The following is a 19,897-nucleotide window of genomic DNA, read 5'->3' on the forward strand; positions in this document are numbered from 1 at the left end:
CGGAATGCGGCGGCATACCCGCAGGAAAGAGCGCGCCGAGGAACGCTTCTTCCCCGTTCGCACCACTCGCGGCACCTGGAAACCGGCACGACATCGACGCGCAACATCATGGAAACCGCCGGTTCCTATGGTCCGGGAATGCGGCTCACACCACACGAGCAGGAACGCCTGCTCATTCACGTCGCCGCCGGTGTCGCCCGCGACCGCAGGTCACGGGGCCTCCGGCTCAACCACCCCGAGGCCACCGCGATCATCGCGTCCTTCCTCATGGAGGGCGCCAGGGACGGGCGCACCGTCGCCGAGCTGATGGACGCGGGCCGCAAGGTGCTGTCCCGCGACGACGTCATGGACGGGGTGCCGGAAATGCTGTCTTCGGTGCAGATCGAGGCCACCTTCCCCGACGGCACCAAGCTCGTCACCGTCCACCAGCCCATCCCGTGAGCCCCGGCCGACCCCGTGAGAACCAACCACCCGCCCACGTCGGCCGACCCCGTGAAAGCCGGCCACCCGCGCACGCCGGACGGTTCCGTGAGAACCAACCGCCCGCGCACGCCGGGCGGCCCGCGACACCCTGCCGCACCCCAGGACTGCCGCACCCCCAGGAACGGTGAACGCCGATGACACCCGGTGAGATCCAGTACGGCGACGCCCCCATCCCGCTCAACCCGGGCCGCGAGCGCGTCACCGTCCGCGTCGTCAACACCGCCGACCGGCCGATCCAGGTCGGCTCGCACTACCATTTCGCCGCGTGCAACCCCGGCCTGGAGTTCGACCGCCAGGCGGCCTGGGGCACCCGGCTCGACGTCCCGGCCGGCACGGCGGTGCGCTTCGAGCCCGGCGTGGAGCGCGACGTGACCCTCGTGCCGATCGGCGGCCTGCGGATCGTCCCCGGTCTCCGCCCGGAGTGGGCCGGACCTCTCGACGGGAGCCCCCGTGTTCATTGAACGATCCCGCTATGCCGCGCTCTACGGCCCCACCACCGGCGACCGGATCAGGCTGGCCGACACCGACCTGCTCGTCGAGGTCACCGAGGACCTGTCGATGGGCCCCTCGGGGGCGGGCGACGAGGCCGTCTTCGGCGGCGGCAAGGTCATCAGGGAGTCGATGGGCCAGGCCAGGACCACCAGGGCCGAGGGCTCGCCCGACCTGGTGATCACCGGCGCGGTGATCCTCGACCACTGGGGCGTGGTCAAGGCCGACATCGGGATCAGGGACGGCCGCATCGTCGCCCTCGGCAAGGCCGGGAACCCCGACACCATGGACGGCGTCCACCCGGACCTGGTCATCGGCCCCTCGACCGAGATCCTCGCGGGCAACGGGAAGATCCTGACCGCCGGGGCGATCGACTCCCACGTCCACCTGATCTGCCCGCAGATCCTCGACGAGGCCCTCGCCGCCGGGGTGACCACCATCGTGGGCGGCGGCACCGGGCCCGCCGAGGGCACCAAGGCCACCACCGTCACCGGCACCTGGTATCTCGCCCGGATGCTGGAGTCGCTCGACTCCTACCCGATCAACGTCGCGCTGCTCGGCAAGGGCAACACGGTCAGCAGCGAGGGCCTGCTCGAACAGCTCCGCGCCGGGGCCTCGGGGTTCAAGCTGCACGAGGACTGGGGCACCACCCCCGCCGCCATCGACGCCTGCCTGTCGGTCGCCGACGCCACCGGCACCCAGGTCACCATCCACACCGACACCCTCAACGAGGCCGGATTCGTGGAGTCGACGCTGGCGGCGATCGGCGACCGGATGATCCACGCGTACCACACCGAGGGAGCGGGCGGCGGCCACGCGCCGGACATCATCCGGGTCGCCTCCTACGGCAACATCCTGCCGTCCTCGACCAACCCGACCCGCCCGCACACCGTCAACACGCTCGACGAGCACCTCGACATGCTGATGGTCTGCCACCACCTCAACCCGTCCATCCCCGAGGACCTGGCGTTCGCCGAGTCCCGGATCCGGCCGTCCACGATGGCGGCCGAGGACATCCTGCACGACATGGGGGCGATCTCGATGATCGGCTCGGACTCCCAGGCGATGGGCCGGGTGGGCGAGACGATCATCCGTACCTGGCAGACCGCGCACGTGATGAAGCGCCGCCGCGGCGCGCTGCCCGGCGACGGCCCGGCCGACAACCTCCGCGCCCGGCGCTACGTCGCCAAGTACACGATCTGCCCGGCCGTGGCCCACGGCCTGGACGGCGAGGTCGGCTCGGTGGAGACCGGCAAGCTGGCCGACCTGGTCCTGTGGGACCCGGCCTTCTTCGGCGTCAAACCGGACCTGGTGGTCAAGGGCGGTGTCATCGCGTACGCCCAGATGGGCGACGCCAACGCCTCCATCCCGACCCCGCAGCCGGTCATGCCGCGCCCGATGTTCGGCGCCGCCCCGGTCACCGCCGCCGCCACGTCGGTCCACTTCGTCGCCCCCCTCGCGCTCGAGGACGGCCTCGCCGACCGCCTGGCCGTACGCAGGCGCCTGCTGCCGGTGGCCGACGTCCGCCGCAGGGGCAAGGAGAGCATGCCGCTCAACGGCGCCATGCCCAGGATCGACGTCCACCCCGACACCTTCGCCGTCAGCGTCGACGGCGAGGTGATCGAACCCGCCCCCGCCGAGACCCTGCCCATGACCCAGCGCTACTTCCTGTTCTGACCGGCCCCCGATCGACCGCCGCGCCGTCTCGTCCGGCCGGTCTCGTAGAGCCGGTCCCGTCCAGCCGGTCCCGTCCAGCCGAAAGGGGAACCCGTAGCGCATGAACGCCGCGTTGCTGCTCCTGGCCGACTCCCGGCTGCCCGCCGGGGGTCACGGCCACTCCGGGGGCGCCGAGGAGGCGGTCAGGATCGGCGCGATCCACGACCTTCCCGGCCTCGCCGCCTTCCTGCGGGGCCGCCTGGCCACCGCGGGCCTGGTGACGGCCGCCCTCGCCGCCGCGGCCTGCGAGCTCGGCGCGGCCCACCTCTCCGCGGGCCCCCCGCCCCCGGCGGACGGCCCACCGGCGGAGGTCCCCGCGCGGGCGAACGGCGTCGCCCCCGCCCTCACTCCCGCGAACGGTCCCGCTCCCGCGAACGGCTCGTCCCCCCGTCCGGAGACGGGCCGTTCCGAGTGGGTACGGCTGGACGCGGAGGCCGACGCCAGGATCTCCTCTCCCGCCCAGCGGGAGGCGAGCCGCACGCAGGGCAGGCTGCTGCTGCGTACCTCGCGGAGGATCTGGCCCTCCCCGGTGCTCGACACCCTGGCCCTGGCCGTGTCCCAGGGCGTCCACCACCCGATCGCGCTCGGCGCGGTGGCGGCCGTGGCCGGGTGCTCCCCCGCCGAGGCCGCCCTCGCGGCGGCCTACACCTCCGTCACCGGACCCGCCACGGCGGCGGTGCGACTGCTGGGCCTCGACCCGGTCGCCGTCCACCGCCTGCTCGCCGATCTCGCCCCGGCCCTGGAACGGGTCGCGGCCACCGTCTCCACCGGGGAGGCCCCGCGTTCGCGGAAGCCCTGGGGATCGCAGGAAGCGGAGGGGTCGCGGGAGTCGTGGGAGTCGTGGGAGTCGTGGGAGTCGTGGGAGTCGTGGGAGTCACTGCCCGCGCACGCCGCCCCCGCGCTCGACCTGCTCGCCGAACAGCACATCCGCGCAGATCTGAGGCTTTTCGTCTCCTGACGACCACCTGGAAGGACGGTGACCCCCCATGGGCGCCAACCACGACGACCACCATCACGCCGCCGACCCTCACGGACGAGCGCTGCGCCTGGGCATCGGAGGGCCCGTCGGCAGCGGCAAGACCGCGCTGACCGCGGCCCTGTGCCGGACGCTCGGCCCCTCGATGCGCCTGGGCGTGGTGACCAACGACATCTACACCACCGAGGACGCCGACTTCCTGCGCAGGGCGGGCGTGCTCGACCCGGAGCGGATCGTCGCCGTGCAGACCGGGTGCTGCCCGCACACCGCCATCCGCGACGACATAGCGGCCAACCTCGACGCGGTGGAGACCCTGGAGGAGCGGTTCGGCCCGCTCGACCTGGTGATCGTGGAGAGCGGCGGGGACAATCTCACCGCGACCTTCAGCAGGGGCCTGGCCGACCGGCAGATCTTCGTGCTGGACGTGTCGGGCGGCGACAAGGTTCCGCGCAAGGGCGGCCCGGGCGTGACGACGGCCGACCTGCTCGTGGTCAACAAGACCGACCTGGCCCCGATGGTCGGCGCGGACCTCACGGTCATGTCGCGCGACGCGGCGGCCGTACGGGAGGGCAGGCCCGTGCTGTTCACCTCGATCAGGGAGGATCCGAGCGCGCACGCGGTCTCCGAATGGGTCACCGGCCTGGTCGATTCCTGGTCCCACGAGCACTCCAACGCCTGATCCCATGCCCGTCACCGACTCCGTCCCGACCCCCGGCCGCGCGCCCGCGCCTGTCCACGACGACGCCCCCACGCCCGCACGGCCCGTACGGCCGGAGCCGGGACCTGCCGGGCGGCGGTCGATGAGGGCGCGGGCGGCGATCGTCACCCGACGGGACTCCGGCGGCCGGACCGTCCTCGCCACGATGCGTTCGAGCCCGCCGCTCACGGTGCGGGCGACCGCGCCGGGCCGAGTGCACCTGGTGTCCACCGCGGCGGGTCCGCTGGGCGGCGACGACCTGGCCCTCGACGTCGAGGTGGCGCCGGGAACCGCGCTGGAGGTGCGGTCGGTCGCGAGCACGCTGGTGCTGCCCGGCTCCGCGGGGGCCGAATCGGTGATGACGATCACGGCCAGGGTCGGCGCGGGCGCCTCGCTGCGGTTCGCGCCGGAGCCGACGGTGCTCGCGGCGGGCTGCCTGCACCGCACGGTCGTCCGGCTGGACCTGGCGGAGGACGCGCGGGTGCTCTGGCGCGAGGAGATCGTCTTCGGCCGGTACGGCGAGCGGCCGGGACGCTGCCACTCGCGCTTCGACGCCGTCCTCGGCGGGGTGCCGCTGCTCCGCCAGGAGTTCGTGGTGGGCGACCCGGACATCGACGGCAGCTCCGCCGTCTACGGCGACGCCCGCTGCGTGGGCAGCACCCTGATCACCGGACGGGCGCCGGAAACGGTGGTCGGGGACGGCTGGGCCGTCCTTCCCCTGGCCGGCCCCGGCACCCTGGTCTCCGCACTCGGCCGGGACGCCGTCGAGCTGCGGCGACGGCTCCGGCACGGCGAGGAGGCGACCACCCTTGACGGCGCGGGGCCGGACTCCTGGTCGTGGAACCGCCCCTGAGGGGACGGAGCCGGGCGCTCAGTCGTAGAAGCCCAGGCGGCGGAGCTGCTTGGGGTCGCGCTGCCAGTCCTTGGCGACGCTGATGCGCAGGTCGAGGTAGACGCGGGTGCCCAGGAGCGCCTCGATCTGCCGGCGGGCGCGGCTGCCGACGTCCTTGAGCCGGGAACCCTTGTGCCCGATCACGATGGCCTTCTGGGACGGGCGCTCGACGAACATGTGCGCGTAGATGTCGAGGAGGTCGTCGCGGCCCTCTCTCGGCATCATCTCGTCGACGACGACCGCGATCGAGTGCGGCAGCTCGTCGCGCACGCCCTCCAGGGCCGCCTCGCGGATCAGCTCGCCCACCAGCACCTGCTCGGGCTCGTCGGTGAGCTGTCCCCCCTCGTACAGCGGCGGGCTCTCCGGGAGGCGCTGGACCAGCACGTCGGCCAGCACGTCGAGCTGCTCGCCCGACTGCGCGGAGACCGGGACGATGTCGTCGAAGTCGGCGAGCTGGGAGATCGCGAGCAGCTGCGCGGCGATCTGCTCGCGGGTCGCCAGGTCGCACTTGGTGACCACGGCGACCACCGGGGTCTTCCTGATGCCCGCGAGCTTCTCCGCGATGAAACGGTCGCCCTTGCCGATGGGCTCGTTGGCGGGCACGCAGAAGCCGATCACGTCGACCTCGGTGAGGGTGGAGAGCACCAGGCTGTCCAGCCGCTCGCCCAGGAGCGTGCGCGGCCGGTGCAGGCCCGGCGTGTCGACGATGACGAGCTGGGAGTCGGGGCGGTGCACGATGCCGCGGATGGCCCGGCGGGTCGTCTGTGGCTTGGAAGAGGTGATCGCCACCTTCGTGCCGACCAACGCGTTCATCAGCGTGGACTTGCCGACGTTGGGCCGGCCGACGAAGCAGGCGAAACCGGCATGGAAATCAGCAGCTGAGGAACTCACGTCAACCATTGTCGCCGATGCCGGGCTCAGCTCTGACGCGGTGTCCCGTCGGGACCGGCCACGAGCACGGTCTCGCCGCCCAGTTCGCGGACCGCCCGTGTGTCGGCGTCGGAGGGACCGTCACCCGCCGTGACCAGCGCGGCGGCCTCCAGCGACTCCGCTCCGCTGGACACGGCCATCGCCACGGCCACCTGGAGCGCCGACAAGGTCAGCGACGGCAGTGCCACGTTGGTCGCCGAGTAGGTCCGGCCGGTCTCGTCCCGCACGGCGGCCCCCTCGGCGGCACCGTTGCGGGCACGGGCGGAACGGGCCAGCACGATGATCTTCTTGTCCTCGGGATCGAGGGTCGCGTCACTCACGGCACAAGGGTATTCAGCTCCCGGCCCTCACGGCGACCCGGCCTCGCCCAGGCGTAGATCCACTTCGAACAGCGGCACCCCGGCGGCCTCACCCGGACGGTGCTCACCCGGACGGTGACCTCCCAGAGGGTGGCCCCTTCACCGGACGGTGGCCTCACGCGGCCCGGACGGTGACCTCTCACGCGCCGGCCTCACCGACCAGCAGGCGGGCGAGCTGCCCGGTACGCGCGGCGTCGACGTCCCTGACCCCGGCGTGCACCAGCGAGATCAGGGTGTGGCCGCTGAGGGCGAACACCAGGTGGATCTCGTACGGGTATCCGTTCAGCCTGCCGTTCAGCCGCCTGGCCTGCACCCCGTCGCCGACCGGGCCCAGGTCCAGCTCGGAGACCCTGAAGGCGGTGCCGCGCCCGGCGACGGGGGCCCGCGCGACCGGGCAGCCGCCCAGCGCCTCGGCGAGCTCTCCGAAGTGGAGCGCCGCGTCGTCACCGTCGTAGGAGGCGAGGCCGAATCCGGCCAGTTCCCCGACCCCGTCGCCCTGGTAGGTCACGGCGGCCCGCGCTCCCAGCGCCCGCTTCGGCGGCCTGCCTCCGGCGGCGTCGAGGACGAGCCTGCAGTCCTCGTCGACGGCCTGGAAGGGGGCGCGCCAGCCGTTGCGCGGGCGGGCCGAGAACCCGTCCGGCAGGTCCCGGGTCTCGCTGAGAACCCCCCGCAGCCGGTTCAGCTCCGCGGCGCGGTCCGTGGCGCCGCCGGGCCCCGCTTCACCGCCACACCCAACTGAAACTCCTGATAAAAGCCCACATAACACCGCAAAAACGACAAAATTCGTTCCCCGTGTCATGAGCATTCCCCCGATGTCATGGGCGAGGCGTCCCGTCCCCACCGACTCGCTTTCTTCCCCGTCGGCAAAAGCGGCAATCATCCAATAAACGCCTAAGGGTGCCCTCAACCACATTTCACGGTCGAGAACACCCTTGAGCGAGTGACGCAGAACAGCCTCGGAGCCCTGCGTGACTCTGTCTCCCCCTGAAGCCGATCCCTCGCACCGCGAACCCCTCCGGGCGCCGGGATCTCCTTCACCGGCCCCCGCGCGACCGGGTGCCGTGGGAGAAGCATCGCGCACCCCGCTTGCAGAAGGCTTGCGGGCGGCTTGGCAACGGATCGCCCACCGGATCCGCCCGTCCCGGGCGATCCCCGGGCCGGTACGGCGGTCCGGGAGCCCTCACTGGTCGGCGGAGGCGGAGACCGAGTCGGGCTCGGCGGGAACGGCCCTGGTGACGAGGACCGTACCGATCCGGTTGCGGCGGCCGGCGAGGCTCTCGGCCGTCAGGCTGAGACCTTCGACCACCGCCTGGGAACCGGCGATCGGCACCCGGCCCAGCGCGTGCGCCAGCAGCCCGCCGACGGTCTCGACGTCGTCGACCTCCAGCTCGATGCCGAACAGGTCCTCCAGGTCGCCGACCGGGAGCCTGGCGGTCACCCGGACCGCGCCGCCCTCCAGCGGCTCCACCCTGGGCGCCTCCTGGTCGTACTCGTCGGCGATCTCACCGACGATCTCCTCCAGGATGTCCTCGATGGTGACCAGGCCGGCCGTGCCGCCGTACTCGTCGATGACGATGGCCTGGTGGATCTGGCGGGCCTGCATCTCGCGGAGCAGCTGGTCGATCGGCTTGCTCTCCGGCACGTAGGTGGCCGGGCGCATGAGGGACTCCACCGGCTCGGCACGCCCGTCGTCGCCGGTGTCCTGCACCCGGCGCGCGATGTCCTTGAGGTAGGCGATGCCGATGACGTCGTCCTCGTTCTCGCCGACCACGGGGATCCGCGAGAAACCGCTGCGCAGGGCGAGCGACAGGGCCTGGTTCAGCGTCTTGCCGCGCTCGATGAACACCATGTCGGTACGGGGCACCATGACCTCGCGGACCAGGGTGTCGCCGAGCTCGAAGACCGAGTGGATCATCTCCCGCTCGTCGGGCTCGATGACCCTGCGCTCCTCGGCCAGGTCGACCAGGTCGCGCAGCTCGGCCTCGGAGGTGAAGGGCCCCTCGCGGAAGCCCTTGCCGGGCGTCACCGCGTTGCCGAGCAGGATGAGCAGCTTGGGCAGCGGCCCGAAGATCCGGGTCAGGCCGTACACCAGGGGCGCGCTGGCGAGCGCGATCGGCTCCGCGTGCTGGCGGCCCAGCGTGCGCGGAGAGACCCCGACGATCACGTAACTGACGACGATCATGACGGCCGCCGCGGCGGTGTAGGCCCAGCCCTGGTCACCGAGCCAGTCGATGAACAGCAGCGTGGCGATCACCGTGGCGACCAGCTCGCAGCTCAGCCGGAGCAGGAGCAGCAGGTTCAGGTAGCGCGGCGGGTCGGCGACGATGACCTGCAGGCGCTCCGCGCCCCGGCGGCCGTCGCGGACGAACTCCTCCGCGCGAACCCTTGAGATGCGGGTCAGGGCCGTCTCCGCGCTGGCGATCAACCCGCCGACCACGACGAGGACGACGGCCGAGAACAACCACCCGTTGGCGAAGTTCACCGCTGGGGGCGCACCTCCCGCCACGACTCCAGAAGCTCGGCCTGCAGGCCGAACATCTCTTTGTGCTCCTCGGGTTCGGCGTGGTCGTAGCCGAGCAGGTGGAGGATGCCGTGCGTGCACAGCAGCTCCAGCTCGGCCTCGGTGCCGTGCCCGGCCTCGGCCCCCTGCTTGGCGGCCACCTGCGGGCAGAGCACCACGTCGCCGAGGAGCGCCGGGTCGGTGGGCGCGTCGCCCTCCTGCCTGGCACCCGCGCCGGGACCGGGACGCAGCTCGTCCATCGGGAAGGCGAGCACGTCCGTGGGGCCCGGCTCACCCATCCACTGCTCGTGCAGCACCGACATGGCCTCTTCGTCGACGACCAGGATCGACAGCTCCGCGAGCGGGTTGATGCCCATCCGCTCCAGCACGTGCCCCGCCAGCGAGACGATGAGCCCCTCGTCGATCTCGACGCCGGACTCGTTGTTGACCTCGACGCTCATCGGCCGTTCACCGCTCCCCGCCCGCCGCGCGACCGGTTCGTGCCACGCGACCCGATCCGCTTCCCGCGCCGGAGTCGCTCCGTGCTCATCGCTCGCCCACCGCTTCTCGACCGGCCGCCGGCCCGTCCACTCTCATGATCTCCCCCGGGGGCGCTGCTTGACCACGCCCTTGATCTGCTCCACCGCGCTGCTCTGGCGCTGCGTCTCGTCGTAGCGCCCGTATGCGTCCACGATGTCTCCCACCAGCTTATGCCGCACCACGTCGGCACTGGTCAGGCGACTGAAGTGGATGTCGGAGATGCCCTCGAGGATGTCCTGGACGACCCTGAGGCCGCTCTGGGTGCCGTTCGGCAGGTCGACCTGGGTGACGTCACCGGTGACGACGATCTTCGAGTTGAAGCCCAGCCTCGTCAGGAACATCTTCATCTGCTCCGGCGAGGTGTTCTGCGCCTCGTCCAGGATGATGTAGGCGTCGTTGAGCGTACGGCCGCGCATGTAGGCCAGGGGGGCGACCTCGATCGTGCCCGCGGCCATCAGCCTGGGGATCGAGTCGGGGTCGAGCATGTCGTGCAGCGCGTCGTAGAGCGGGCGCAGGTAGGGGTCGATCTTCTCGTAGAGCGTGCCGGGCAGGAAGCCCAGCCGCTCGCCCGCCTCGACCGCGGGGCGGGTGAGGATGATCCTGTTGACCTTCTTCTCCTGAAGTGCCTTCACCGCCTTCGCCATGGCGAGGTAGGTCTTGCCCGTGCCGGCCGGTCCGATGCCGAAGACGACGGTGAACTTGTCGATCGCGTCGACGTAACGCTTCTGGTTCACGGTCTTCGGGCGGATGGTCCGGCCCCGCGAGGAGATGATGTCCAGGGAGAGGACCTCGGCGGGCCGGTCGGAGGTCATCCGCAGCATGGCGATGCTGCGCTCGACCGCGTCGGCCGTGAGCTGCGCGCCCCCGCGGACGAGTTCGGACATCTCCTCGAAGAGCCGCACCACGGTGCTGCTCTCCTCGGGGCTGCCGGTGACGGTGATCTCGTTGCCCCGGACGTGGATGTCGGCGCGGAAGGCGCCCTCGATGACGCGCAACAGCTCGTCGCGCGAGCCCAGCAGGCTGACCATCGACTGATCGTCCGGAATAACCACCTTCGCCTGGGTCCGGCTGGCACCCCGGGACCGCGGCGGCGTTCTGCTGGAATCGTTTGTCTCGGACATGAGCGGGCCTTACGGCCTGTTCGCCTCCAGATATAGGCGCGGAACTTCAACGCCATGCTAGCCGCGATCGCCGGGATCGCGCCTACCGGTTTTCAGCCGGGCGGCCACTGCAGGCCGCGCCCGCCGAGCACGTGTCCGTGCACGTGGAAGACGGTCTGGCCGGCACCGGGCCCGGTGTTGAACACCAGCCGGTAGCCCGACTCGGCGACCCCCTCACGCAGGGCGACCTCGTGCGCGGCCTTGATCACCTCGTCGGCCAGGCCGTGGTCGGCGGCGGCCAGGGCGGCCGCGTCCCGGTAGTGACCCTTGGGGATCACCAGCACGTGGGTCGGCGCCTGGGGATTGACGTCGCGGAAGGCCAGCGCACGATCGGTCTCGTAGACGATCTCCGCGGGAATCTCCTTGGCCACGATCCTGCAGAACAGGCAGTCGGCTTCGCTCACCATGACAGGCACCATACCGCCGAGGACGTTGCGAATCGGTGATGGTTCCCGTCCGCAAACAAAGATCCGCCCGGATATGGTGGGTGTGCAAAACTTCAACCACGACAGCCCTTTGCGCGCAGCAATATATGGCCGCCTGGCGAGGACACGACTGGGTCATGCCCCCTAATGAACCGGAAGAGCGTAAACCCTCTGGGAAGGCCAAGCGTCCCACTGATGTGACCACCGAGACCCTCGTGGCCGACAGGTCGCTCGGGGCGGTGCCCGTCGGATGGGATGCCGACATGGCCGTTACCGCGCTCTACAGCGCGCACTATCGGTCTCTTGTCCGTCTCGCCGTCTTACTCGTCCGCGACATGGCAACCGCGGAGGAGGTCGTGCAGGACGCGTTCGTCGCCATCCATGGCGCCTGGCGTCGACTGCGCGACACCGACAAGGCACTGGCCTACCTGCGACAGTCGGTCGTCAACCGATCACGTTCGGTGCTTCGGCATCGGGCGGTCGTCGAGAAGTACGCGCCCAAGGGCATGCCCGACGCGCCGAGCGCCGAGAACGGGGCGATCGGCGAGTTCGAGCGTTCCGCCGTCATCGAGGCGCTCCGCGGGCTGCCCGCACGCCAGCGGGAGGCCCTGGTGCTGCGCTACTACGGAGACCTGTCCGAGGCGCAGATCGCCCATGCGATGGGCATCAGCAAAGGCGCGGTCAAGAGCCACACGGCTCGCGGCATGGCCGCCCTACGAACCTCACTGGAGCAACTGTCATGACCGACTCCCCGGATGAGTACGGCGAGCTGCTTCGCCGCGCGCTCAGCGCGGAGGCGAACTCGGTCGTTCCCTCCCCCGACGGGCTGGAGGTGATCCGCGGCCGCATCGAGCGGCGCGGGATCCGCCGGCTGGTGTGGTGGCGCGCCGGGGCCTCCGTCGCGGGCGCGGTCCTCGTCGCGGCGACCGTCGTCATGGTGGTTCCCCAGTTCCGCGAGGAGGTGGGCCGCCAGGTGAGGGTCGAGTGGATCAAGTTCGCCGAGTCGACCCCTCCCGTCGACGGGTCCGCCACCTCACGTCCACCGGCGCCCTCCTCGCAGCAGCCGTCCGACCCCGCCCCGCTTCCGGCCGCCAGCAAGTCGGACCCCGGCGCCACCATGCTCTCGCCGAGGCCCGCGCCGTCCAGGAGCGCGGCGCCCAGCGCGCGGCCCACCTCCAGGCCCGACCCGGCGACGACGGCTCCCAAGCCGACGCCGACACCGACGCCCACCTGCCCCACCCCCCTCGACAGCCCCACCGTCGAGCCCAGCGGGGTCTTCAGGAGGTGCGAGGAGATCGAGGCGACACCGACGCCGGCGAAGACGAGGCCGGCTCCCTCGGAGAGCCCGTGCTCGCCCGACGAGTGCGCGCCCTCGGGCGACGCCTCGCCCCCCATGCCGACGGAGGCGAGCACCCCGATTCCGATCCCCACCCAGAGTTAGCACGGTGACCGGTCACGGCGGCCCCTGACCGGTTCTCTCCTCCTCACCCGCTCGCGGGGGCGGGTTCCCGGAGGCCTCACGGACGCCTCCCGGTGGTCTCACGCTTCCCGGGGCCTCACGACACCGCTTCCCGGCGCCTCACGCTTCCCGAGGCCTCACGACACGGATTCGCCGGGACCGGCCGACCGCCGAGGGCGACCGGCCGCACACCGGCGGGATGTCACCAGCGGCCACTGCGCGTCTGGAGCACCGCCGCCGCCACGACCCCTGCGGTCGAGGTGCGCAGCACCGTCGGCCCGAGCAACGCCGGCACCGCCTTGGCCTCGCGGAACGCGGCGATCTCCTCGCCCGAGACCCCGCCCTCGGGGCCGACCACCACGACGATGTCGCCGCCGGCCGGAAGGGGCAGGCCGGACAGCGGGGCGGCGGCCTCCTCGTGCAGCACCACACCCAGCGCCGCCGCCGACAGCAGGCCGGCGACCTTCGCGGTGGACGCGAGCTCCGTCACCTCCGGCAGGTGGAAGCGGCGCGACTGCTTGCCCGCCTCGCGTGCCGTGGACCGCCAGCGGGCCAGCGCCTTGGCCGCCCGCTCGCCCTTCCACTGGGTGACACACCTCGACGCGGCCCAGGGAACGATCACATCGACCCCCGCCTCGGTCATCATCTCCACGGCCAGCTCGCCCCGGTCGCCCTTGGGCAGGCCCTGGACCACGACCAGGCGCGGCGACGGCACGGGCACGTCGCGGCGGCGCAGCACCTCGACCCGGAGCGAGTCCCTGCCCGCCTCGGTCACCACGCACTCGGCGACGGAGCCCGCCCCGTCGGTCAGGTCGAGCCGCTCCCCCGCCCGCAGCCGCCGCACGGCCGCCGCGTGGCGCCCCTCGGGACCGCCGAAGACGAACTCCGGCCTGGCCAGGTCGGCGGGTTCGGCCAGGAAGACCGGGACGGTCATGGGCCGTCGGAGCCGGACGGGCCGGGACGCCACGCCCCGGAGCCGGCCCGGCCCGGGTGACACGACCCCGGGACGGCCGGGGCGGGACGCTCCGGCCGGAGGTGGGCCCGGCCGCGGCGCGACCGGGCTCGGGCCGGGTCAGCGGCCATTGAAGGCGTCCCGCAGGCGGGAGAAGAAGCTCTGCTGCCCGGGGGCGAACTTGCCCGGCGGGCGCTCCTCGCCGCGGAGCCTGGCGAGCTCCTTCAGCAGCTCCTCCTGCTCGGCGTCGAGGCGGGAGGGGGTCTCCACGTTCACGTGGATCAGCAGGTCGCCGCGGCCGGTCTCGTTCAGGCGCTGCACGCCCCGCCCGTAGAGCGGAATCGTCTGCCCCGACTGCGTGCCGGGACGGATGTCGAGCTCCTCGGCGCCGTCGAGCGTCTCCATGGTCAGGATGGTGCCGAGCGCGGCCGCGGTCATCGGGATCTGCACCGTGCAGTGCAGGTCGTCCCCGCGCCTCTCGAAGATCTCGTGGGGACGCTCGACGATCTCCAGGAACAGGTCGCCGGGCGGACCTCCGCCCGGGCCGATCTCGCCCTCGCCGGCGAGCTGGATGTGGGTGCCGTCCTCGACGCCGGCCGGGATGCGGACCTTGATGGTCCGCCGGGTGCGGACCCGGCCGTCGCCGGAGCACTCCTGGCAGGGGTTACGGATGATCGACCCGAAGCCGCCGCACTGGGGGCAGGGGCGGGAGGTCATCACCTGGCCGAGGAAGGACCGGGTGACCTGGGACACCTCACCCCGGCCGTGACACATGTCACAGGTGTCGGGGTGGGTGCCGGCCGCGGCGCCCGAACCCGTGCAGACCTCGCAGACCACGGCGGTGTCGACGACCAGCTCGCGGGTCGTGCCGAAGCCCGACTCGCGCAGGTCGAGCTCGACCCGGATGGTGGCGTTGCGCCCGCGCCGGGCACGGGAGCGGGGACCGCGGCCACCGCCGCCACCCGCCGCGCCGAAGAAGGCGTCCATGATGTCGCTGAACGGGAAGCCGGCACCGAAGCCCCCGGCCCCCGCGCCGCCGCCCGAGGCGAACGGGTCGGCACCCATGTCGTACATCTGCCGCTTGCTGGAGTCGGACAGGACCTCGTAGGCCTGCGTGATCTCCTTGAAGCGTTCCTGGGTCTCGGGGTCGGGGTTGACGTCGGGATGCAGCTCGCGCGCCAGGCGCCGGTACGCCTTCTTGATCTCTTCCGCACTGGCGTCACGGCGCACCCCGAGGGTGCCGTAGTAGTCGCTCTTAGCCACTTTTCGTTGACCTCTTATGATGCAGCCAGGATCTGGCTGACGTAGCGTGCCACCGCGCGCACCGCGCCCATCGTGACCGGGTAGTCCATTCGCGTCGGGCCCAGCACACCGAGCCGGGCCAGTTGCTTGTCCCCAGAACCGTATCCGGCGGCGACGATGGACGTGCCCTGGAGTCCGGTGTAGGGGTTCTCCGAGCCGATCCGCACGGTCAGCGCCGAAAGGTCGGAGGTCTCACCGAGCAGGCGCATGAGCACGACCTGCTCTTCCAGAGCCTCCAGCACGTCGCGGAGCCCGACGGTGAAGTCGGCTCCCGCGAGGTTGGCGGCTCCGGCGAAAACGATCTTCTCATCGTGCCGGTCCACCAGGGACTCCAGCAGCACTGACAGGATAGTGGCAGCGAGCGGCCGGTCTTCCGGGGGCAGCCGCTCCGGCAGGTCGGCGACCTTGTCGGGGACGCTGGTGAGCCCGCACCCGTCGAGGGAGGCGTTGAGCATCGCGCGCAGATGGGCCACGCGCTGCTCGTCGACGACGTTGGGCAGCTCGACCACGCGCTGCTCGACCCTGCCGGTGTTGGTGATGAGCACGAACATCAGCCGGCGCTCGCTCAGCGGCACCAGCTCGACGTGCCTGACCGTCGAGTGGGTCAGCGTCGGGTACTGCACCACGGCGACCTGCCGGGTGAGCTGGGCGAGCAGCCGCACCGTCCGCATGACGACGTCGTCGATGTCCACCGCGCCCGCGAGGAAGCTCTCGATGGCCTTGCGTTCCGCGCTCGACAGGGGTTTCACCTGCGAGAGGCGGTCGACGAAGAGCCGGTAGCCCTTGTCGGTGGGCACCCGGCCTGCGCTGGTGTGGGGCTGGGCGATGTAACCCTGCTCCTCCAGCACCGCCATGTCGTTGCGGATCGTCGCCGGGGACACCCCCAGGTTGTGCCGGTCCGCGAGGGCTTTCGAACCCACCGGCTCGTTGGTGGACACGTAGTCCTCGACGATGGCGCGGAGCACGGCGAGCTTGCGGTCGTCGACCAACGTGGTCACCTCCCTGCCTGCGTTCAGAGGGAAACACGAGGTTTGGCACTCTGTGTTCCCGAGTGCCAAGTGTACGGCCCCGGTGCGTAAGGCGCGATAAGCAAGAGCCGCGGATGATGACGGCAAGCCGTTGTCAAGTCAACTGCTATCGCGATCCAAGCGGCACCCACCAGAATTCGGGCATGTCCAACGATTTCGGTTCTTATCCGGGTGACGCCCCCCGCGGCCCCGGTCACGGCGGCCCCCAGCAGCCGTATGGCCAGCAGCAGTACGGCCAGCAGCAGTACGGCCAGCAGCCCCCCTCGTACGGTTACGCGCCTCCCGGCTACGGCGCCCCGCAGGGACCGCCGCCCCCCGCCGGGAAGATCAAGCCCGGCATCGGGTGGATCGTCGGTGTCTGGCTGCTCGCCCTGGTCAGCATCATCGTCGGCATCGGCGGCTTCGCCGGCGGCCTCATCGGCGTGGTCACCGACGCGGCCCCGACGCAGACCTTCGCTCCCGGCCAGGCCACGACGGTCACGATCGACCCGGCGGACAAGCCCGCGATCTACGTCGCCACGGGCGGGCCCACCCGGTTCGAGTGCACGCTGAAGGGCGGCACGGGCACCCCCAGGCTGCAGAAGCCGGACCTCCAGCAGACCGTCGCGGGGTCCGACGGCGTCACCTGGGAGATGGGCCTGCGGGTCGGCGTGGACCGGGCGGGCGACTACCAGGTCCAGTGCTCCGCCGAGCCCGCCGAGGGCACCAGGTTCGGCGTGGGCAAGGAACTCGCCGCCGAATCGCTGGTGGGCGGGGTGATCGCCCTGTTCGTGATCCCCGGCGTCGGGATCCTGCTCGCCATCGTCGTGACGATCGTCGTACTGGTGAAGCGGAGCAACGCCCGCAAGCGCCGGGCCGCCGCGGTGCCGGCGGGACAGTGGGGACAGCCGGGACCCTACGGCAGGTGACGGTGGTGTTTGCTAGCGTCCCACCTGATCCCCGGCGAGAGAGGGTGGGCGGTCGGTGATGTACGAGCGTGACGTTCTGGCGGGAGACTGGCGGCGCCCGCGCAGGGGGACGATCCCCCAGGTGCCCGCGGAGCTCGACCTGGTCGTCGAGGACGCCGACGGCGGCTTCTGCGGCGCCGTGGTGGCCTGCGACAAGGAGGCCGTCACCCTGGAGGACCGCTTCGGGCGCCGGCGGGTGTTCCCGCTGGAGCCGGCCGCGTTCCTCCTGGAGGGCAAGGTGGTGACGCTCGTACGGCCCGTCGCGGCACCGCGCGGTCCCCGGCGGAGCGCGTCGGGTTCCATCGCGGTGGAGGGCCTGCGGGCGCAGGTCGCCAAGGAGAGCCGGATCTACGTGGAGGGCGTGCACGACGCCGCGCTCGTGGAGAAGGTCTGGGGGCACGACCTGCGGGTCGAGGGCGTGGTCGTGGAATACCTGGAGGGGGTCGACCACCTGCCCTCGATCGTCGAGGAGTTCGGCCCGGGGCCGGGGCGGCGGCTGGGCGTGCTCGTCGACCACCTGGTCCCCGGTTCCAAGGAGAGCCGGATCGCCGCACGGGTCTCCTCCCCGCACGTGCTGATCGTCGGGCATCCGTTCGTGGACGTCTGGCAGGCGGTCAGGCCGCACGTGCTGAAGATCCCTTCCTGGCCGTCGGTGCCGCGCGGCGTGCCCTGGAAGGAGGGCGTCATCGCCGCGCTGGGCTGGAACGTGGAGCCCGGCGCCGCATGGCGCCACATTCTCGGATCGGTCACGACATATGCCGATCTGGAGCCCGAGCTCCTCGGCCCCGTCGAGGAGCTGATCGACTTCGTGACGGCTCCCGGCGAGGACGGCCAGGCCGTCTGACCCGTCAGGGCCGTCAACCCATCAGGAGGGGACATGAGCGAGAACCCCGAGGACCCGCCGGGCGACGACCGGACGCGGCGCATCGGCGATCCCCCGCCCGGCCACACGTGGCCTGGCCAGAGCGCCCCGCCCCCCGGCCAGGGCTACGGACAGCCGAGTCAGGGCTACGGACAACCCGGCCAGGGGTACGGACAACCCGGCCAGGGGTACGGACAGCCGGACCAGGGTTACGGACAGCCCGGTCAGGGGTACGGGCAGCCGAGTCAGGGGTACGGGGGCTACCCGCCGCCCGCCGCCCCGTACGACGCGGGCGGCTATCAGGGCGGCCCCGCGGGCGGTCACCAGCCCGGACACCCCCAGTACGGCGCGTACGGCGCGGCACAGGGATACGGCTACCAGGCTCCGCCGGGCACGTACGGCCCGCGGCCCGGCAGCGACGACACCACCATGTCGATGCTCGCCCACCTGCTGGGGCTGCTGACCTCCTTCATCGGGCCGCTGGTGCTCTATCTGGCGAAGAAGGACGAGTCGCCCTACGTGCGCGACCAGGCCGCCGAGGCGCTCAACTTCCAGCTCACGGTGCTGATCGTCTACTTCGTCTCCTGGGTCCTGGCGTTCGTGCTCATCGGTTTCGTGCTGATGTTCTTCCTCTGGGTCGCGTCGATCATCATGACGATCGTCGCCGCGGTGGCGGCCAACCGGGGAGAGAGATACCGCTATCCGATGAACATCCGCTTCGTCAGCTGACCTGTCCGGACCCGGGGTGGGGCCTCAGGTGAGATCGCGGACCAGGGCGTCGGCCAGCAGGCGGCCGCGCAGGGTGAGCACCGCGCGGCCCGCCTTGAACGGCTCCACCTCCAGCAGGCCGTCGGCCAGCGCGCGGGCGACCACCGGGGGACGTTCCAGCTCCTCGAGCGGGAAGCCCCGGGCGAGCCGCAGCTCCAGCATCAGCCGTTCCACCGCCCGGTCCTGGGGGCCCAGCACCTCGCGCGCGTGCGCGGGCGAGATGCCCGCGGCCAGGCGCTGGGCGTAGGCGGCGGGATGCTTGACGTTCCACCAGCGGGTGCCGCCGACGTGGCTGTGCGCCCCGGGGCCGACGCCCCACCAGTCGCCACCGGTCCAGTAGAGCAGGTTGTGCCGGCAGCGCCCGGCCTCCGAGGTCGCCCAGTTGGACACCTCGTACCACTCGAACCCCGCCTCGGCCAGCATGGCGTCGGCGATCAGGTAACGGTCGGCGGCCACGTCGTCGTCGGGCATCGGGAGCTCGCCGCGCCTGATCCTGGCGGCCAGCCTCGTCCCGTCCTCGACGATCAGCGAGTACGCGGAGACGTGGTCGGGGCCCGCCTCGATCGCCGCGGCCAGCGACGCGCGCCAGTCGTCGTCGCTCTCCCCGGGCGTGCTGTAGATCAGGTCGAGGTTGACGTGGTCGAACCCCGCCTCCCTCGCCTCCCGTACGGCCCGCGCGGGGCGGCCGGGGGTGTGGCGGCGGTCCAGCACCTGGAGCACGTGCTCGCGGGCGCTCTGCATCCCGAAGCTCATCCGGTTGAACCCGCCGGCGCGCAACTCCGCCAGGTAGGCGGGATCCACCGACTCGGGGTTGGCCTCGGTGCTCACCTCGGCGCCGGGGGCGAGCCCGAACTCCTCCTCGATCGCCCGCAGGATCCGTACGAGGTCTCCGGCGGGGAGCAGGGTGGGGGTTCCCCCGCCGAAGAACACGGTCTCGACGGGGAGGTGCGCGGCGCCGAGGTTGGCCCGCGCCCGTCGCACCTCGTCGACGGCGGTGTCCGCGTAGTCCTTCTGCGACGCGCCGGGACCGAGCTCGGACGCCGTGTAGGTGTTGAAGTCACAGTAACCACACCGGGTCACGCAGAAGGGGACGTGGACGTAGAAACCGAAGGGGCGATCGCCGAGCCCGGCGAGCGCGCTCTCCGGGAGCTCGCCCGAGGCGGGCGCGGGGTCCCCGTCGGGAAGTGTGGATGGCACGCCCCAAGTCTGCCGCCTCCTCCGCGATGCCCGGTACGCCGGGGATCCGGTGCTCAAAGACGCCGAACGGCTCGGGGCTCAGGGACGCCGAACGGCTCGGGGACCAGAAACGCCGGACGGCCCGGTGCTCAGGGAAGCCTGACGGCCCGGGGCCGGACCACCGGAGGAGGACCCCGGCCCCGCGGGCCTGTCCGATCGACCCGGCCCCGTGCCGC

The 19,897-nt window shown here is 71.8% G+C and carries 22 protein-coding genes; 11 read left to right on the forward strand and 11 right to left on the reverse strand.

Annotated elements, in window-relative coordinates:
- The first annotated feature begins 138 nt into the window (after window positions 1-138).
- The 6 genes from AB0G15_RS00295 to AB0G15_RS00320 all read left to right on the forward strand — a co-directional run bounded on the left by AB0G15_RS00295 (window position 139) and on the right by AB0G15_RS00320 (window position 5,214).
- The gene (locus AB0G15_RS00295; RefSeq protein ID WP_362677318.1) at window positions 139-441 is read left to right on the forward strand and encodes an urease subunit gamma; all 303 of its coding nucleotides are present in this window, start codon (window positions 139-141) and stop codon (window positions 439-441) included.
- A 176-nt stretch (window positions 442-617) separates the two neighbouring features.
- Window positions 618-944 carry an urease subunit beta gene (locus AB0G15_RS00300; protein ID WP_362677320.1) on the forward strand — a complete coding sequence of 109 codons (327 nt, stop codon included), beginning with the start codon at window positions 618-620 and terminating at the stop codon, window positions 942-944.
- Window positions 934-2,649, forward strand: a complete 1,716-nt coding sequence (locus AB0G15_RS00305; protein ID WP_362834229.1) for an urease subunit alpha — start codon at window positions 934-936, stop codon at window positions 2,647-2,649. Before AB0G15_RS00300 ends, AB0G15_RS00305 begins: the two co-directional genes overlap by 11 nt.
- Before the next feature lie 100 nt (window positions 2,650-2,749).
- Window positions 2,750-3,646: an urease accessory UreF family protein gene (locus AB0G15_RS00310; RefSeq protein WP_362834230.1), complete on the forward strand. Its 897-nt coding sequence runs from the start codon at window positions 2,750-2,752 to the stop codon at window positions 3,644-3,646.
- A 28-nt stretch (window positions 3,647-3,674) separates the two neighbouring features.
- A complete protein-coding gene (ureG, locus tag AB0G15_RS00315; RefSeq protein WP_362834231.1) occupies window positions 3,675-4,343 on the forward strand; it encodes an urease accessory protein UreG in 669 nt (222 codons plus the stop codon).
- Between the two features lie 4 nt (window positions 4,344-4,347).
- Complete coding sequence (locus AB0G15_RS00320) at window positions 4,348-5,214, forward strand: urease accessory protein UreD (protein ID WP_362834232.1); 867 nt, start codon at window positions 4,348-4,350, stop codon at window positions 5,212-5,214.
- An 18-nt stretch (window positions 5,215-5,232) separates the two neighbouring features.
- Here AB0G15_RS00320 and era read toward each other — a convergent pair whose 3' ends face one another.
- The 7 genes from era to AB0G15_RS00355 all read right to left on the reverse strand — a co-directional run bounded on the left by era (window position 5,233) and on the right by AB0G15_RS00355 (window position 11,146).
- Window positions 5,233-6,153, reverse strand: coding sequence for a GTPase Era (gene era, locus AB0G15_RS00325; RefSeq protein ID WP_362834233.1), 921 nt, complete (start codon window positions 6,151-6,153; stop codon window positions 5,233-5,235).
- Between the two features lie 17 nt (window positions 6,154-6,170).
- Entirely contained in the window at window positions 6,171-6,503 is a 333-nt protein-coding gene (locus AB0G15_RS00330) for a cytidine deaminase (RefSeq protein ID WP_362677333.1), read from the reverse strand.
- 178 nt (window positions 6,504-6,681) lie between these two features.
- Window positions 6,682-7,308: a hypothetical protein gene (locus tag AB0G15_RS00335; protein WP_362834234.1), complete on the reverse strand. Its 627-nt coding sequence runs from the start codon at window positions 7,306-7,308 to the stop codon at window positions 6,682-6,684.
- A gap of 414 nt (window positions 7,309-7,722) precedes the next feature.
- The gene (locus AB0G15_RS00340) at window positions 7,723-9,024 is read right to left on the reverse strand and encodes a hemolysin family protein (protein ID WP_362834235.1); all 1,302 of its coding nucleotides are present in this window, start codon (window positions 9,022-9,024) and stop codon (window positions 7,723-7,725) included.
- Window positions 9,021-9,503 (reverse strand): rRNA maturation RNase YbeY, encoded by a 483-nt coding sequence (gene ybeY, locus AB0G15_RS00345; protein WP_362677339.1) that lies wholly within the window; start codon window positions 9,501-9,503, stop codon window positions 9,021-9,023. Before ybeY ends, AB0G15_RS00340 begins: the two co-directional genes overlap by 4 nt.
- Before the next feature lie 132 nt (window positions 9,504-9,635).
- Window positions 9,636-10,703: a PhoH family protein gene (locus AB0G15_RS00350; RefSeq protein ID WP_362677341.1), complete on the reverse strand. Its 1,068-nt coding sequence runs from the start codon at window positions 10,701-10,703 to the stop codon at window positions 9,636-9,638.
- A gap of 92 nt (window positions 10,704-10,795) precedes the next feature.
- On the reverse strand, window positions 10,796-11,146 hold the full coding sequence (locus tag AB0G15_RS00355; RefSeq protein ID WP_362834466.1) for a histidine triad nucleotide-binding protein: 351 nt from the start codon (window positions 11,144-11,146) through the stop codon (window positions 10,796-10,798).
- A 284-nt stretch (window positions 11,147-11,430) separates the two neighbouring features.
- Between AB0G15_RS00355 and AB0G15_RS00360 the strand changes: the two genes are divergently transcribed.
- On the forward strand, window positions 11,431-11,910 hold the full coding sequence (locus AB0G15_RS00360; protein WP_043655278.1) for a SigE family RNA polymerase sigma factor: 480 nt from the start codon (window positions 11,431-11,433) through the stop codon (window positions 11,908-11,910).
- On the forward strand, window positions 11,907-12,608 hold the full coding sequence (locus tag AB0G15_RS00365) for a hypothetical protein (RefSeq protein ID WP_362834236.1): 702 nt from the start codon (window positions 11,907-11,909) through the stop codon (window positions 12,606-12,608). Before AB0G15_RS00360 ends, AB0G15_RS00365 begins: the two co-directional genes overlap by 4 nt.
- Window positions 12,609-12,828: 220 nt before the next feature.
- On the opposite strand, the gene AB0G15_RS00370 is transcribed toward AB0G15_RS00365, so the two are convergent.
- The 3 genes from AB0G15_RS00370 to hrcA all read right to left on the reverse strand — a co-directional run bounded on the left by AB0G15_RS00370 (window position 12,829) and on the right by hrcA (window position 15,869).
- Window positions 12,829-13,560 carry a 16S rRNA (uracil(1498)-N(3))-methyltransferase gene (locus AB0G15_RS00370; RefSeq protein WP_362834237.1) on the reverse strand — a complete coding sequence of 244 codons (732 nt, stop codon included), beginning with the start codon at window positions 13,558-13,560 and terminating at the stop codon, window positions 12,829-12,831.
- Window positions 13,561-13,698: 138 nt separating this feature from the next.
- Window positions 13,699-14,841 (reverse strand): molecular chaperone DnaJ, encoded by a 1,143-nt coding sequence (gene dnaJ / locus AB0G15_RS00375; protein WP_344742687.1) that lies wholly within the window; start codon window positions 14,839-14,841, stop codon window positions 13,699-13,701.
- Between the two features lie 14 nt (window positions 14,842-14,855).
- Window positions 14,856-15,869: a heat-inducible transcriptional repressor HrcA gene (gene hrcA / locus AB0G15_RS00380; RefSeq protein ID WP_362677952.1), complete on the reverse strand. Its 1,014-nt coding sequence runs from the start codon at window positions 15,867-15,869 to the stop codon at window positions 14,856-14,858.
- A 182-nt stretch (window positions 15,870-16,051) separates the two neighbouring features.
- Between hrcA and AB0G15_RS00385 the strand changes: the two genes are divergently transcribed.
- Genes AB0G15_RS00385 through AB0G15_RS00395 form a run of 3 tightly spaced genes read left to right on the forward strand, consistent with a single transcriptional unit; the run spans window position 16,052 to window position 18,446 of the window.
- Window positions 16,052-16,816, forward strand: a complete 765-nt coding sequence (locus AB0G15_RS00385; protein ID WP_362834238.1) for a hypothetical protein — start codon at window positions 16,052-16,054, stop codon at window positions 16,814-16,816.
- Window positions 16,817-16,874: 58 nt separating this feature from the next.
- On the forward strand, window positions 16,875-17,699 hold the full coding sequence (locus AB0G15_RS00390) for a DUF3097 domain-containing protein (RefSeq protein ID WP_362834239.1): 825 nt from the start codon (window positions 16,875-16,877) through the stop codon (window positions 17,697-17,699).
- 33 nt (window positions 17,700-17,732) lie between these two features.
- Entirely contained in the window at window positions 17,733-18,446 is a 714-nt protein-coding gene (locus AB0G15_RS00395; RefSeq protein ID WP_362834240.1) for a DUF4870 domain-containing protein, read from the forward strand.
- 24 nt (window positions 18,447-18,470) lie between these two features.
- Here AB0G15_RS00395 and hemW read toward each other — a convergent pair whose 3' ends face one another.
- On the reverse strand, window positions 18,471-19,682 hold the full coding sequence (gene hemW / locus AB0G15_RS00400) for a radical SAM family heme chaperone HemW (protein WP_362834241.1): 1,212 nt from the start codon (window positions 19,680-19,682) through the stop codon (window positions 18,471-18,473).
- Between the last annotated feature and the right edge of the window lie 215 nt (window positions 19,683-19,897).

The organism is Streptosporangium sp. NPDC023825 (assembly GCF_040639575.1).
In the GTDB taxonomy this organism is placed as follows: domain Bacteria; phylum Actinomycetota; class Actinomycetes; order Streptosporangiales; family Streptosporangiaceae; genus Streptosporangium.

Excerpts from the sequence above, each read along its gene's own strand:
- AB0G15_RS00295 (WP_362677318.1), top strand. The coding sequence starts at position 139 with ATGCGGCTCACACCACACGAGCAGGAACGCCTGCTCATTCACGTCGCC.
- AB0G15_RS00300 (WP_362677320.1), top strand. The coding sequence starts at position 618 with ATGACACCCGGTGAGATCCAGTACGGCGACGCCCCCATCCCGCTCAAC.
- AB0G15_RS00310 (WP_362834230.1), top strand. The coding sequence starts at position 2,750 with ATGAACGCCGCGTTGCTGCTCCTGGCCGACTCCCGGCTGCCCGCCGGG.
- ureG (WP_362834231.1), top strand. The coding sequence starts at position 3,675 with ATGGGCGCCAACCACGACGACCACCATCACGCCGCCGACCCTCACGGA.
- AB0G15_RS00320 (WP_362834232.1), top strand. The coding sequence starts at position 4,348 with ATGCCCGTCACCGACTCCGTCCCGACCCCCGGCCGCGCGCCCGCGCCT.
- era (WP_362834233.1), bottom strand. The coding sequence starts at position 6,153 with ATGGTTGACGTGAGTTCCTCAGCTGCTGATTTCCATGCCGGTTTCGCC.
- ybeY (WP_362677339.1), bottom strand. The coding sequence starts at position 9,503 with ATGAGCGTCGAGGTCAACAACGAGTCCGGCGTCGAGATCGACGAGGGG.
- AB0G15_RS00350 (WP_362677341.1), bottom strand. The coding sequence starts at position 10,703 with ATGTCCGAGACAAACGATTCCAGCAGAACGCCGCCGCGGTCCCGGGGT.
- AB0G15_RS00360 (WP_043655278.1), top strand. The coding sequence starts at position 11,431 with ATGGCCGTTACCGCGCTCTACAGCGCGCACTATCGGTCTCTTGTCCGT.
- AB0G15_RS00365 (WP_362834236.1), top strand. The coding sequence starts at position 11,907 with ATGACCGACTCCCCGGATGAGTACGGCGAGCTGCTTCGCCGCGCGCTC.
- AB0G15_RS00370 (WP_362834237.1), bottom strand. The coding sequence starts at position 13,560 with ATGACCGTCCCGGTCTTCCTGGCCGAACCCGCCGACCTGGCCAGGCCG.
- AB0G15_RS00385 (WP_362834238.1), top strand. The coding sequence starts at position 16,052 with ATGTCCAACGATTTCGGTTCTTATCCGGGTGACGCCCCCCGCGGCCCC.
- AB0G15_RS00390 (WP_362834239.1), top strand. The coding sequence starts at position 16,875 with ATGTACGAGCGTGACGTTCTGGCGGGAGACTGGCGGCGCCCGCGCAGG.
- AB0G15_RS00395 (WP_362834240.1), top strand. The coding sequence starts at position 17,733 with ATGAGCGAGAACCCCGAGGACCCGCCGGGCGACGACCGGACGCGGCGC.